This is a genomic window from Sphingopyxis sp. MG, assembly GCF_002953155.1.
Classification (GTDB): Bacteria; Pseudomonadota; Alphaproteobacteria; order Sphingomonadales; family Sphingomonadaceae; genus Sphingopyxis; species Sphingopyxis granuli.
Genome location: NZ_CP026381.1, coordinates 4,020,371 through 4,033,576, shown reverse-complemented (window position 1 = coordinate 4,033,576; position 13,206 = coordinate 4,020,371). Strand labels below are relative to the sequence as shown.

Below are 13,206 nucleotides of genomic sequence, written 5' to 3'. Positions count from 1 at the left end.
CTCCTTGCATCCCCGGCCGGTAAAAGCATAGTATACTAAGTATCTCCGGTTTGCAACGCCGCTCTGCCTTGCTTCGCCCCGTCCCTTCTTCTAGCGTCGCGCCGCCGGCGTCCGACCGGGAAACAGGGGTTCATCGCGGCATTCCATGCGCACCAATCAGCTCATCATCGCACTATTCCAACGCTTCTGCTGGCTCGACGAAGGGTTGCAGTCGCGGCTTCACGATCGCGGCTGGCCCGACATCAGCCGGCCGCAGTCGATGATCATGACCAACATCGCCAGCGGCATCGTGCGCCCGTCGGACATCGCGCGCAACCTCGGCGTGTCGCGTCAGGCGATCCACAGCACGATCAACCAGATGGTCCGGCTCGGCGTCGTCCGGCTGGAGGTCGACCCGCGCGACCGCCGCCACATGATCGTGTCGCTCACCGAACTCGGCGCGCGGATGCGCCGCGACGCACAGCGCGCGATGGACGCGCTCACCGGCCAGCTCGCCGAAAAGCTGGGGCAGGATCGCTTCGACGCGCTGCTCGAAGCGCTCGAGGCCGACTGGGGCGACAATATCGAGCGCCGGCCCGCCGTCGAGCGCGCCTGAAGTCCTAACCCGCCAGTGCGGCTGCGACCGCGACCAGCCGCGCCGCGGTCATGTCGACCAGCGACGCGGGCAGCGCATCCTTCAGCGCGCCTTCGGCGTCGAACGCCGCATGGGCGTTCGGCACCAGCACCTGTTCGGGAATCACCAGCGTCTGCACGGTCGAAAGGATCTGGCGCAGGTGCGCGAGCGCCCGCAGCCCGCCGAACGGGCTGATCGATGCCGCCATCACCGCCGTCGCCTTGCCGCGATAGGCGGTCAGCGCGACGAGCCCCTCGTCGCCGGTCGGGCGCGACGCCCAGTCGATCGCGTTCTTGAGCAGCGGCGGCACCGAACCGTTATATTCGGGCGACACGAACAACAGCCCGTCCTGCGCCGCGAACAGCTGCTTGAGGCGCAGCGCGTCGGGCGGAAAGGCCTCCGCCTCCAGCGCCGCCGAATAGAGCGGCAGGTCGAAGGTCGCCAGATCGACCTCGACCACCTCGGCGCCGTGCGCCGCGAGCCGGGCCGCGGCGAGCCGGGCGAGCGCACGGTTGAACGATCCGGCGCGCGTGCTGCCGGCGATGACTGCGATATGGGTCATGGTCCCTCCCGATCGAAATTGGTTAGTGTTCTAACCTTCAATCGGGGCGGGGGCAACCGCCGACAAACGGATCAGGCGCTGGCGTCCGACAGGATCGTCAGCTTCGCCGTCTCGTCGGCGAGGTTGGCGATGACGCGGCGCATCAGTGCCTGCAACTGCGCGACCTCATCGTCGCTCATCCCGCGCGTCGCGATCTGGTGCACCTCGGCGTTGATCGGCGCGAGCAGGATTTCCAGCTTCTTCGCGTGCGGGGTCAGATAGATGAAGGTCTTGCGCCGGTCCGCGTCGGTCTTGCGGCGCGTGATGAAGCCGGCCTTCTCCAGCCCTTTCAGCGCGACCACCGTCGTCGGCTCGCGCATCCCGACCCGCTCGCTCAACTCGCGCTGGGTGATGCCGTCCTCGCGCCACAGCTGGCGCAGGAAGCGCCACTGTCCCGACGACACGCCGTGCGACAGCGTGCCGCGTTCGAGCAGGCGCGAAAAGGAGCGAAAGGTGATGCGGGCGAGATAGCCGATGCTGTTTTCCGGATTGGTGAAATATTCGGCCGGATAGCGCAATGTCGGATTCGTCTTGGCCAATGCTCTTCCCCCCAATCGGTCCGCGGGCGCGCGGACCCTGCCTGATCGAACGAACCTGAAACCGACCGTAGGGGCCTATGATTCGTCCGGCAATAGTTTCGGCGCGCCGGCAGGGTTGGACAGCGCCGCCGATCCGATATACTTAGTATCCTAAGTTCAAAGGATGAGCCATGCTAAAATTCGATCGGCTGACCGCGACCGCCGCACCGCTCCCACTCGCCAATGTCGACACCGACATGGTCATACCGGCGCGTTACATGACGTCGCTCACCCGCGACGGGCTGGGCCGCCACCTGTTCCACGAACTGCGCTACCGCGACGACGGCGCCGAGCGCGATTCGTTCATCCTCAACCGCGGCCCGTGCCGGAACGCGCAGATATTGATCGCCGACCGCAATTTCGGCTGCGGCTCGTCGCGCGAGCATGCGGTGTGGGCGCTCACCGATTTCGGCATCCGCTGCGTCATCGCGCCCAGCTTCGGCGACATCTTCGCGAACAATGCGCGCAAGAACGGGCTGCTGCTGGTCCGCCTTCCGGACGCGCTGTGCCAGCGGCTGCGCCGCGAGGTCGAACTGGCGCAGTTCGCGCCGATCACCGTCGACCTCGCCGAGCAGCGCATCGACCTCGCCTCCGGCGAATCGCTGGCCTTCGCCGTCGATCCCGATGACCGGCGCACGCTGATGGAGGGGCTCGACGACATCGACCGCACGCTGCGCCACGCCGCCGCGATCGCCCGATTCGAGACCGCCCGCGCGGCGCGTTCGGTCGGGGATTCGTGAATATTCCGGTTTCGACGGAGTCATCCTTTCCTTCGGCATGCTGAACCTGTTTCGGCATCCATGCCCCCGGAAACAAGTTGACGATCATCCCGGTCCGACACGGAATCGTCCCCCCGGCGAAAGCCGGGGTCCATGCGGGGCGGCGCTACGCCATCCGGGCCCCGGCCTTCGCCGGGGAACAGGCTCTTGCCTGACCGATGGGCATATAGGCCAAAGGCGATGAGGGTGGAGCAGCGAAGCTGAACGCCGGCGCACCGCTCAGCGCGGCGCGTCGAGGTCGTCGGGCGCGGCGATCGCGCCCGCCACCGCGCTCGCCGCCGCAAGCGCCGGGCTCATCAGGTGGGTGCGGCCGCCGCGCCCCTGGCGATTCTCGAAATTGCGGTTCGACGTCGCCGCGCAGCGCTCGCCGGGACGCAGCCGGTCGGGGTTCATCCCGACGCACATCGAGCAGCCCGGCTCGCGCCAGTCGAAGCCCGCGGCGCGGAAGACGGCGTCGAGGCCCTCCGCCTCGGCCTGCCGCTTGACCAGCCCCGATCCGGGCACCGCCATCGCGCGGACGTGCGGCGCGACGCGGCGCCCGCGCAGCACCGCGGCGGCGGCGCGCAGGTCCTCGATCCGGCTGTTGGTGCAGCTGCCGATGAACACGCGGTCGAGCCGCTGCCCGGCGATCGGCTGCCCGGGCGTCAGGTCCATATAGGCGAGCGCCCGCGCCGCGGCGGCGCGCGCCTCGGCGCTGGCGAAGCGCGCCGGGTCGGGGACGTGGCCGCCGATTCCGACCACCTGTGCCGGATTGGTGCCCCAGCTCACCATCGGACCGACGGCGGCGGCATCGACCCACAGCTCATGGTCGAAATGCGCGCCCTCGTCGCTCGCCAGCACGCCCCAGCGCGCCAGCGCCGCGTCCCACGCCGACCCCGCCGGTGCGGCCGGGCGCCCCTTCAGATAGGCATGGGTCGTCGCATCGGGCGCGATCAGCCCGGCGCGCGCGCCCATTTCGATGCTGAGGTTGCACAGCGTCATCCGCGCCTCCATCGACAGCGCGCGGATCGCCGACCCGGCATATTCGATGACATGCCCGGTCGCGCCGTCGACCCCCAGCATCGCGAGCAGGTGGAGCGCGAGATCCTTCGCGTGGACGTGCGGCGCCAGCACGCCGTCGACCGTGATCCGCATGTTGCGCGAGCGGCGCTGGCGGATCGTCTGCGTCGCGAGCACATGCTCGACCTCGCTCGTCCCGATGCCGAAGGCGAGCGCGCCGAAGGCCCCGTGAGTCGAGGTGTGGCTGTCGCCGCAGACGATCGTCATCCCCGGCTGCGAGCGCCCCTGTTCGGGGCCGACGACATGGACGATGCCGTTGCGCGGGTCGCCCATCGCGAACTGCTCGACGCCGAAGCGCGCGCAATTGTCGGAAAGCGCCTCGATCTGCGCGCGCGCCTGGCCGTCGGCGACCGCGGCGGGCCCGCCCGCCTGCCCTTCGGTCGGGACATTATGATCGGAAAGCGCGAGCGCCAGTGCAGGCCGCCGCACCGGCCGCCCGGCGGCAGCAAGCGCGGAGAAAGCCTGCGGCGAGGTCACCTCGTGCAGCAGGTGCAGGTCGATGTAGAGCAAGGTCTCGCCATCGTCCTCGGCGACGACGTGCGCGTCCCATATCTTGTCGTAGAGCGTGCGCGGCGCGATCATCGGCGGGCAGCCTTTCCGCGCCGGGCGCGCGCGGCGAAGCGACTCGGGCGCAGCGCGCGCCGGGCCGCCGCCATCCTTTCATCGCCGCCTTTCGATTCTCGCACCGCCGCGCTCCCCCGACGCGCATCCCGCCCACTGGGCGGAGTCGCGCAAAATACTTAGATATCTAACTTGTAGCCAATCCACCCCCGATGTAGCAAGCGCTTTTCCGGGGATTTCCCCTTTTTCAGCCTGATAATACTTAGCACTTGAAGTATATTTTTCCTATGCTAATGGAGCCGTGGGACGTGAGGATCGCAGACCCGTCGGCGCCGGACACAGGCCGAGGCCGCATCGCGAGTGAAGAGGCAAAAAGCCCCCAGGACTCCCGTTCCACCAAGGCAGCGGCCGTATGACGGTCCGCCGCGCAAATGCGCGGGCGGGCGTGTGCGTCCGCCCATCAGGGAGGACATGATGAAAACCGCATTTCTGTTTCTTTCGGTCGCCGCCGTCGCGCTGACGAGCGCGCCCGCCCACGCCCAGTCGGCCGACGAAGGCGCTTCGGGCGGCGGCTTCGGCGACATCGTCGTCACCGCGCAGCGCCGCAGCGAGAGCGTGCAGGACGTGCCGATCTCGATCTCCGCTTTCAACAGCGAGATGGTCGAATCGAGCGGCAGCACCAATATCACCAGCCTCAACGGCATCGCGCCCAACGTCGTGCTGCAGACGCAGGGGCTGGTCGCCAACGTGCCGATGATCTCGATCCGCGGCATGAGCACGGCGGACCCCGATCCCAACGCCGACCCCAAGGTCAGCACGATCATCGACGGCGTCTACATCCCCTTCGTGTCGAGCACGATGCTCGACCTGTTCGACGTCGAGCGCATCGAGGTGCTGAAGGGTCCGCAGGGCGTGCTGTTCGGCAAGAACAACCTGGCCGGCACGATCAACGTCATCACCGCGCGGCCGACCGACGATTTCGGCGGCGAGGCGCGGGTCACGCTCGGCTCGTTCGGGCTGAAGCAGTTCCGCGGCAAGCTCAATTCGGGCCGTTTCGCCGACGACGCGCTGGCGGCCAAGGTCTCGGTCAATTTCCGCGACTATAACGGTTACGCCCGCAACGTGATCACCGGCAACCGCCTCAACGGCGCCAATGTGAAGTCGGTGCGCGGCGCGCTCAACTTCGACCGGGGCGGCGCTTTCGATTCGACGATCGTCGCCGACTGGCTGAAGCAGAAGACCACCGGTCCGGCGCCGCACGTCCTCGACAATGGCGATGCCAACTGGGACCTGCTGCCCGACGTCGTCAAGACCGACGTCCGCAAGGCGGCGGTGCTGTTCGATCCCTATGCCAACACCGAAACCTATGGCGGGTCGTGGACCTCGAACCTCGACGTCGGCTACGGCACGATCACCTCGGTGCTCGGCTATCGCCACCTGACCTATGTCACGCGTGGCGACTTCGACGGGCTGATCGATCCCCGTCCGGCGCTCGACGTCATCCGCGATTTCTCGGGCGAATCGAGGAGCGGCGAGCTGCGCTATGTCTCGCCGGCGGGCGAGCCGGTCGATTTCGTCGTCGGCCTCTATTACCAGACCGACAAGTGGCGGCAGTTCAATACGGTGTTCGCGACCCCCACGACGACGACGTTGGCGCAGCTGCACCAGAACACCGAAAGCTATGCGGTGTTCGCGCTGGTCAACGCGCACCCCGCCGACGGGCTGACGCTGTCGATCGGCGGCCGCTTCAGCCATGACAGCAAGAAATACGACATCGCGACGCAGGTGCGCACGAACACCGCGTCGGTCGGGAACCTGACCGGGGACGCCTATACCCAGGCGGTGATGGCTTCCCTGCTCAGCGGCGCGCAGCTTTCGTCCTTCGCGACCAGCCTCAAGGCGTCGTGGTCCGAATTCACCCCGCGCCTGACCGCCGAATATCGCGTTTCGCCGAGCGCGATGGTCTATGCCAACTATTCGCAGGGCTACAAGGCGGGCGGCTTCAACTCGCGCGGCACGATCGCGGAGAATGTCGGCCCCTATAACCCCGAATATGTCAACGCCTTCGAAGTCGGCGCGAAGACCGACCTGTTCGACCGGCTGCTGCGCTTCAACGTCGCGGGCTTCGTCAACAATTATCGCGACCTTCAGGGGTCGGTGACGAAGATGGGCGCCGTCCGCGCGGAGAATATCACGACCAACATCGCCGCGGCGAAAATCTACGGCTTCGAGGTCGAGACGCTGCTGCGTCCGGCGGACGGCCTCACGATCGGGGCCAACCTCGCCTATCTCCACGCGCGCTATACCGATTTCTGCGCGGACACGAACGGCGTCTTCACCAACGGGGCGCCCGAACCCGGCCAGTGCGGTCCGGCGCAGCCGATCCTGATCAACGGCGTGCCCAACGGCACCTTCGCAGTCCCGACCGATTCGTCGGGTCTCGACCTCGCCAACGCGCCGAAGTGGAGCGGCAGCCTGGCGGTCGACTATGCGATCCCGATGTCGTTCGGCGAGATCAAGCTGCACAGCGACGCGCGCTATTCGTCGCGCTTCAACACCTGGGGCCGCAGCAACCTGCCCGGCTATTACCGCGACGAGGTCGTGCTGCTCAACGCGAGCATCGCGGTCGCGGGCGAGGACGACCGGTGGAAGGTCACCCTCTACGGCTCGAACCTCACCGACCAGAAGGTGATTTCGGGCGCGACCAACGCCGGCGCGACCCCGATCTCGCAATTCTATCAGCCGCCGCGCGAATTCGGGGTCGACTTCGCGGTCAAATTCTGACGGCCATGTCCCGCGGCGCCCCGACCGGCGCCGCGGGATTTTCTGTTTCTGCAAAAGGACCTATACGGGAGAGTCTGATGACCTGGGATCTGGATCGCCGCACGTTCGTCGGCATGGGGGCGCTCGCCACCGCGGGGCTGGCGCTGCCAGCCTATGCGAAGAACGGCCGGAAGCTGAACGTCCTGATGATCGTCACCGACCAGGAACAGAGCATCGCCAGCTATCCCAGGGGGCTGCTCGAAAAGCTGCCCGCGCACCGCGAGCTGCTCGAGCGCGGGATGCTGGTCGAAAACTATCACGTTCACACCACCCCCTGCACCCCGTCGCGCTCGACGATCTTCCAGGGGCACCACACCCAGCAGACGGGGCTGTTCCTCAACAGCGACAACGCCCCCTATCCGGTCGCGGCGGAGACGATGCCGACGCTCGGCCACATAATGCAGGCCGCGGGCTATTACACCAGCTACAAGGGCAAGTGGCACCTCAGCCGGATCAACTTCGACCGCAACTGGACGCGCATTCCGGGCGGCATCTATCCGACCACCGAACATGCGATGGAGAAATACGGCTTCCACGACTACGGCTTCGACGGCGAGGAGGTCGGGCTGACCTGGGACGGCTATCGCGCCGACCGGTTCGTCGCCGGAGACGCGGCGCGCTCGATCTTCGACTATGCGCAGCGCGACAAGGCGGGCGGCAAGCCCTGGTTCCAGGTCGTCGGGCTCGTCAATCCGCACGACATCATGTTCTATGACGCGACCGGCAAGCAGGCCGAAAGCCGCCCCGATCCGAACATCCTGGGGCCGCTGCGCCGCGAGCCGGGCGACCCGCTCTATGCGGTCGACAACAAGTTCGACCTGCCCGAAAGCTTCTACAAGGACGATCTGTCGGGCAAGCCCGAGGCGCATCGCGCGATCGTCCGCCTCAACGACCTCTTCTACGGCGCCATGCCCCACGACGACGAGGAAAGCTGGCACCGCTTCATCAACTATTATTACAACTGCCTGCGCGACGTCGACCGCAGCATCGGCCAGCTGCTCTGGGCGCTCAAGGAAAGCGGCCAGATCGACAACACGATCATCATCTACACCAGCGACCATGGCGAGCGCGCCGGCGCGCACGGGATGCGCCAGAAGGGCGCGACCATGTACCGCGAAGAGGTCAATATCCCGATGATCGTCGCCCACCCCGATTTCGCGGGCGGGCGCACGACACGCGGGCTGATGGGCGCGATCGACCTCGCCCCGACGCTGATGAGCCTCGCGGGGCTGTCGGCGGACGAGCAGAAGACCCGTTTCCCCGGCCTGCCCGGGCTCGACGTCTCGGGGCTGCTCGCGGCGCCCACCGCGCCGACCGAGCGCGACCGGCAGGGGCATCTCTTCAACTATGCGGTCGCCCATTATTGGGAGCCGACGTCGGTCGCGGCCGACCGCGCCGCCAACCTCCCGTCGGGCGAGCCCGATTACGGCAAGCGCTTCGATCTGTCGAAGCGCCGCCTGCACCGCGGCATCCACGATGGCCGCTACAAGTTCGCGCGCTATTTCGCGCCGGCGCATCACCACACGCCGACCGACTGGAAGACGCTGACTGCGATGAACGACCTCGAACTCTACGATACGAGCTCCGACCCCGGCGAGATGGTCAACCTCGCGAACGACCCGAAGCACAAGGCGACGGTGCTCCGGCTCAACAAGATGGTCAACGCGCTCGTCGCGCGCGAGGTCGGGGCCGACGACGGCCGCGAATATCCCGGGCCGACGGAGATGTACAACCAGCCCGCCTGACCCCCGCGCCCCTGCGATCGCTTCGGATCGGCGCCGGAATCGAGCGAATCCCGCTGGGCTTTGCCGGCGTCCGCCCGCAGCATCGCGGGCGTGAGCGACAGCGGCGGCCATATCCATCTCGTCCTGCCCGACCCGGTCGAGCGCGCGGCCTGTTTCCGGCTGCTGGCGCGCGGCGCCAATCGCGTGGTGCGCAGCTTCGCCAGCGCCGACGCCTGGCTGGAGGCGCAGGACGGTGCGCGCGGCGGCATCCTGCTGCTGCGCTGGCGCCAGCCCGGCCCGACGAGCGGCGCCGCGCTGCTCGACCGGATCGCCGGGCGCGGCGACCTCATCGCCTTCGTCGCCGCCGAGCGGCTCAGCTTCGACGAAGCGCGCGCGATCCTGCGCGCGGGCGCGCGCGACCTGCTGCCCGCGCCGCTCGACCCGCGGCTCGTCCGCCGCACGGTGGAGGCGGCGCTCGACGAGTGGCGCGAACGCGAACGCGCCGCCGCGCGGCACCGCGAGGCCGCCGCCCGCCTCGCCGCGCTGACCCCGCGCGAGCGCGACATATTGGAGGCGGTCGCCGCCGGGCTCGGCAACAAGGCGATCGCGCGGCGCTTAGACCTCAGCCCGCGCACCGTCGAGGTGCACCGCGCCAGCATGATGCGCCGCGCCGGCGCCGCCAGCGTCGCCGAGTTGCTGCGGCTGCATTTCACCGTCGAGCAGGAGGGCGCGCGCGGCGGCAATCCGGTCCATTTCGGCGCAGGCGCGGCCGGCGGTGCCGCGCCCCGCCTATAAGGAGATCGAACGGCGGTCCGCCCTTGAGTTGGTCCCCATCGGCGTCGCCGTTCGTCTGCACGGGCCCAACCCCACCTGGACCGTGCGTCCCACGCGTGCCGGCGGAGGAGGTTCCACCTCCGCCGGCCGCAACCTAAAGCGGCGTGCCGTAAATCTGCATCACGCCCAATCGTTCGGATTCATGGCTCGATGCTCTACCCCGCCACCAGCGCGCGCTGCTCGGCGCGGCCCATCGCCAGCAGGATCGGGTCCGACGCCTGCCGCTCGGCAAAGGCGGCCTTGCTCGTCAGCCCCTGCCAGCCGATGCCGATCAGCGCCTGCGCGATCGCGCCGCCCAGCGTGTCGCCGGGGCCCGGCAGGATGATGACGTCGGGCGCATATTCCTTCATCGCCACCTGCACCGACAGCGCGAAATCATAGGGCGCGAGGATCTGGTGTCCGAAGCTGTAGTCCCACAGCATCGCCGGGTCGGCCGAGAAGCGCCGCCAGATATGCCCGCGCCCATCGACCAGCGGCAGCGCGGGCCGGCCGAACAGCGCCGCCGGCAGTTCGGCACGCGCGCGTTCGGCGCTGCCCGCCATCAGCGGCGTGTGGAACGGCCCGTGCCCGGCGAGCCGCAGCGGGTCGCGGCCCGGCGTCGGCGGCGCCTCTGCCAGCAGCGCGGCGAGCCCGTCCTCGTTACCCGCGAACACCAGCATCCCGGCAAGGTCGATCGACAGCGCCAGCGCATGCCCCGGCCGCGCGTCGGTCGCGGCGGCGAGCGCGAGCAGCGTGTCGCGCAGCCCCGGCACCGGCCGCCAGTCCGCATCGACGATCTGGAGCAATATCTGCCCGCCCGGCCCGTGCGCCTGGCTGTTGAGCCCCATCGCATTGGCGATGCGGAAACCGTCGGCGACCGACACCGCACCGCCGATCGCGAGCGCGCTGTACCAGCCCATCGAATTGCCGAGCGCCGCGACGACGTCGTAGCGCTCGCGGTCGATGCTCAACCAGTCGAGCAGCGTCGCGGCATAGATCAGCGGCGCCGCGACGTCGCCGCGCATATGCGTCGCGACGCTGAAGCGGTCGGCGCCGTCGAGCTCGCTCACCGTCGGCTGCCCGCGCGCGCGGCGCTGCGCGTCGAAATTGGCGATGAGGTCGGCGAAGCGTGCGCCGTGCAGCCGCGCGATGCTGCCCAGTTCGCCCTTGCCATAGGTGCCGCGCCCCGGCGCGACAACGATCGCGGTCCTCTTATTCGCGGTCATCCTGCCCTCCGTTCGTGCTGAGCTTGTCGAAGCACCGTTCTTCTCTTTCTTCTCTCTTCGGTTCAAAACAAGGACAGCCCTTCGACACGCTCAGGGCGAACGGATCTGAGGATCAGTCTCTGGCTAAAAGCTCCCGCGCCGCCGCGACGATCGAGTCCCGGCTCGGCAGCGTCAGCGTCGACGCCTTGCCCAGCGGGATGAAGCTGTCGTCGGCGGCGATCCGCGCGAGCCGCTTGCCCGGTGCGCGCTCGGCGAACAGCGCCATCAGCGCCTCGCTCTGCGACCCGGTGATCCGGCATTCGTCGACGATCAGCACCCGCTCCGCCGCGCCGGTCGCGGCGAGCAGCGCGTCGGCGTCGAGCGGCGCCAGCCAGCGCAGGTCGATCACCCGCGCCGCGACGCCCTCGGCGGCGAGCAGCTTTTCCGCCTGCCGCGACAGATAATATCCGTTGCCATAGGTGACGATGGCCAGATCGGTCCCGTCGCCATGCACCCCCGGCTCGCCCAGCCGGATCGGCACGCTTTCGCCCGGCGCCTCGTAGACGCTGGTCCACAACCCGTCGCCCTCCGCGTGCAGATCGCGGGTCATGTAGAGCGCGATCGGCTCGACGAACACCACCACCCGCTGCTCCTCGCGCGCCAGCCGCACGCATTCGCGCAGCATCGCCACCGCGTCGCGGCCGTTCGATGGCACCGCCAGGATCAGCCCCGGAATGTCGCGGAACACCGCCAGGCTGTTGTCGTTGTGGAAATGGCCGCCGAACCCCTTCTGATAGCCGAGCCCGGCGATGCGGATCACCATCGGGTTCGCATATTGGCCGTTCGAGAAGAAGCTGAGCGTCGCCGCCTCGCCGCGGATCTGGTCCTCGGCATTATGGACATAGGCGAGGAACTGGATCTCGGGCATCGGCAGGAAATCATTGTGCGCCAGCCCGATCGCGAGGCCGAGGATCGCCTGTTCGTCGAGCAGGGTGTTGACGACGCGCGCCGAACCGAAGCGCTGGTGCAGCTTTGCTGTGACATTGTAGACGCCGCCCTTCGGCCCGACGTCCTCGCCCGCGACGACGATCTCCTCGTGCGCGAGCATCAGGTCGGCAAGCGCCCACGACAGCAGCCGCGCCATGTGCATCGGCTTGTCCATCTGCGCGGCGTCGCCGCCGAACAGCGCCGCGCGATCCTCGGCCGACGGCGCGTTCGCCCGCGCGCGCTCGCGCCTCGGCGGGATCAGGTTTTCCATCACCCCGGCGGCGGTCGTGATCTTCGGCCGCCGGATCGCCGCCTCGGCCTGCCGCGCCAGCGTCGCGCCGATCTCCTCATAGGCCTCGGCGACCTCGGCCGCGGTCATCCAGCCGCGTTCGGTCATCAGCGCCGCGCCCGCCAGCAGCGGATCGCGCGCCTCGTCGGCCTCGATCAGCGCTTTCGGCAGATAGGCGCCCTGCACGTCCGACCCGGCATGGCCATAAAGCCGCACCGTGCGCATATGGAGGAACACCGGCTTGCGGGTGCGGCGCGCGAAATCCGCCGCTTCCCTCGCCCCGGCATAGGCGGAGACGAGGTCGCTGCCGTCGCACGCGATATAGTGCAGCCCCGCGCGCTGGCGGAACTGCGCCGCGATCCAGCCGTCGGGGGTGCGCGTCGAAATGCCGATACCATTGTCCTCGCACAGGAAGATCAACGGCAGCGGCGTCCGCTGATACGCCGCCCAGCCCGCGGTGTTGAACGCGCCCTGTGCGGTCGAATGATTGGCCGAGGCGTCGCCGAAGCTCGCGAGCACCACCGCGTCGTCGGGCAGCGGCAGGCCGGTGCGCCCCAGCCGCCGCGCGATGCCGATCGAAAAGGCGGCGCCGACCGCCTTGGGCAGGTGCGAGGCGATGGTCGAGGTCTGCGGCGGGATGGACAGCGGCTTCGACCCGATCACCTTGTGCCGCCCGCCCGAAATCGGGTCCTCGGCCGACGCCGCGAAGCTCAGCAGCATGTCCCAGTCGGACGTCTGCCCCGGGAGCTGGCGCGCGCGCTGGAGCTGGAAGGCGTTCGAGCGATAGTGGAGGAACGCCATGTCGGTGACGCGCAGCGCCGCCGCGACCGCGGCATTGCCCTCGTGCCCCGACGACCCGATCGTGTAGAAACCCTCGCCGCGCGCCTGCAGCGCGCGCGACAGCCGGTCCATCTGGCGGCTGGTGAGCTGCGACAGGAAGATGTCGGTCGCCTCGGCGCGCGACAGGCCGACGGCGCCCGGATCGGGGGCATCGGCGCGATCGGGCAGCGCGCCCGCCGCCAGCGCCGCGAGGAATTTTTCATGCACCGCCTGTGCCGCGTCCACGCCGATCCTCCTGCTGCGCCTTCGCCATCCGGTTACACCTGTAACCATCGCCGCCTTTGCCGTGCGGTCCCCGGCGGCGCAAGCATCTCTTGCCTTGTCGCGCCGCCTC

General features: G+C 68.7%; 10 protein-coding genes. 5 read left to right on the top strand and 5 right to left on the bottom strand.

Annotated elements, in window-relative coordinates; genetic code table 11:
- Window positions 1–145: 145 nt before the first annotated feature.
- Window positions 146–595: a MarR family winged helix-turn-helix transcriptional regulator gene (locus C3E99_RS18600; protein WP_067111196.1), complete on the top strand. Its 450-nt coding sequence runs from the start codon at window positions 146–148 to the stop codon at window positions 593–595.
- A 4-nt stretch (window positions 596–599) separates the two neighbouring features.
- Here the strand turns inward: C3E99_RS18600 and C3E99_RS18595 are convergent, their stop codons facing one another.
- Together C3E99_RS18595 and C3E99_RS18590 are read right to left on the bottom strand one after the other, a co-directional pair.
- Window positions 600–1,175: an NADPH-dependent FMN reductase gene (locus C3E99_RS18595; RefSeq protein ID WP_104960226.1), complete on the bottom strand. Its 576-nt coding sequence runs from the start codon at window positions 1,173–1,175 to the stop codon at window positions 600–602.
- Between the two features lie 71 nt (window positions 1,176–1,246).
- Complete coding sequence (locus tag C3E99_RS18590; RefSeq protein ID WP_076073466.1) at window positions 1,247–1,753, bottom strand: MarR family winged helix-turn-helix transcriptional regulator; 507 nt, start codon at window positions 1,751–1,753, stop codon at window positions 1,247–1,249.
- Window positions 1,754–1,923: 170 nt separating this feature from the next.
- On the opposite strand from C3E99_RS18590, the gene leuD reads away from it, so the two are divergent.
- Window positions 1,924–2,532 (top strand): 3-isopropylmalate dehydratase small subunit, encoded by a 609-nt coding sequence (leuD, locus tag C3E99_RS18585; RefSeq protein ID WP_076073465.1) that lies wholly within the window; start codon window positions 1,924–1,926, stop codon window positions 2,530–2,532.
- A 258-nt stretch (window positions 2,533–2,790) separates the two neighbouring features.
- Here leuD and leuC read toward each other — a convergent pair whose 3' ends face one another.
- Window positions 2,791–4,212, bottom strand: a complete 1,422-nt coding sequence (gene leuC / locus C3E99_RS18580; protein ID WP_076073464.1) for a 3-isopropylmalate dehydratase large subunit — start codon at window positions 4,210–4,212, stop codon at window positions 2,791–2,793.
- 453 nt (window positions 4,213–4,665) lie between these two features.
- Here leuC and C3E99_RS18575 point away from each other — a divergent pair, with 453 nt between their 5' ends.
- The 3 genes from C3E99_RS18575 to C3E99_RS18565 all read left to right on the top strand — a co-directional run bounded on the left by C3E99_RS18575 (window position 4,666) and on the right by C3E99_RS18565 (window position 9,533).
- The gene (locus C3E99_RS18575; protein WP_158682364.1) at window positions 4,666–6,975 is read left to right on the top strand and encodes a TonB-dependent receptor; all 2,310 of its coding nucleotides are present in this window, start codon (window positions 4,666–4,668) and stop codon (window positions 6,973–6,975) included.
- A 77-nt stretch (window positions 6,976–7,052) separates the two neighbouring features.
- Window positions 7,053–8,759: a sulfatase-like hydrolase/transferase gene (locus C3E99_RS18570; RefSeq protein WP_076073462.1), complete on the top strand. Its 1,707-nt coding sequence runs from the start codon at window positions 7,053–7,055 to the stop codon at window positions 8,757–8,759.
- Window positions 8,760–8,849: 90 nt separating this feature from the next.
- On the top strand, window positions 8,850–9,533 hold the full coding sequence (locus C3E99_RS18565; RefSeq protein ID WP_076077431.1) for a response regulator transcription factor: 684 nt from the start codon (window positions 8,850–8,852) through the stop codon (window positions 9,531–9,533).
- Between the two features lie 194 nt (window positions 9,534–9,727).
- Here C3E99_RS18565 and C3E99_RS18560 read toward each other — a convergent pair whose 3' ends face one another.
- Both C3E99_RS18560 and C3E99_RS18555 read right to left on the bottom strand, forming a co-directional pair.
- The gene (locus tag C3E99_RS18560; RefSeq protein WP_076073461.1) at window positions 9,728–10,777 is read right to left on the bottom strand and encodes an acyl carrier protein; all 1,050 of its coding nucleotides are present in this window, start codon (window positions 10,775–10,777) and stop codon (window positions 9,728–9,730) included.
- Window positions 10,778–10,889: 112 nt separating this feature from the next.
- Window positions 10,890–13,097, bottom strand: a complete 2,208-nt coding sequence (locus tag C3E99_RS18555) for a dehydrogenase E1 component subunit alpha/beta (RefSeq protein ID WP_076073460.1) — start codon at window positions 13,095–13,097, stop codon at window positions 10,890–10,892.
- Between the last annotated feature and the right edge of the window lie 109 nt (window positions 13,098–13,206).

Excerpts from the sequence above, each read along its gene's own strand:
- C3E99_RS18560 (WP_076073461.1), bottom strand. The coding sequence starts at position 10,777 with ATGACCGCGAATAAGAGGACCGCGATCGTTGTCGCGCCGGGGCGCGGC.
- leuC (WP_076073464.1), bottom strand. The coding sequence starts at position 4,212 with ATGATCGCGCCGCGCACGCTCTACGACAAGATATGGGACGCGCACGTC.
- C3E99_RS18600 (WP_067111196.1), top strand. The coding sequence starts at position 146 with ATGCGCACCAATCAGCTCATCATCGCACTATTCCAACGCTTCTGCTGG.
- C3E99_RS18595 (WP_104960226.1), bottom strand. The coding sequence starts at position 1,175 with ATGACCCATATCGCAGTCATCGCCGGCAGCACGCGCGCCGGATCGTTC.
- C3E99_RS18575 (WP_158682364.1), top strand. The coding sequence starts at position 4,666 with ATGAAAACCGCATTTCTGTTTCTTTCGGTCGCCGCCGTCGCGCTGACG.
- C3E99_RS18570 (WP_076073462.1), top strand. The coding sequence starts at position 7,053 with ATGACCTGGGATCTGGATCGCCGCACGTTCGTCGGCATGGGGGCGCTC.
- leuD (WP_076073465.1), top strand. The coding sequence starts at position 1,924 with ATGCTAAAATTCGATCGGCTGACCGCGACCGCCGCACCGCTCCCACTC.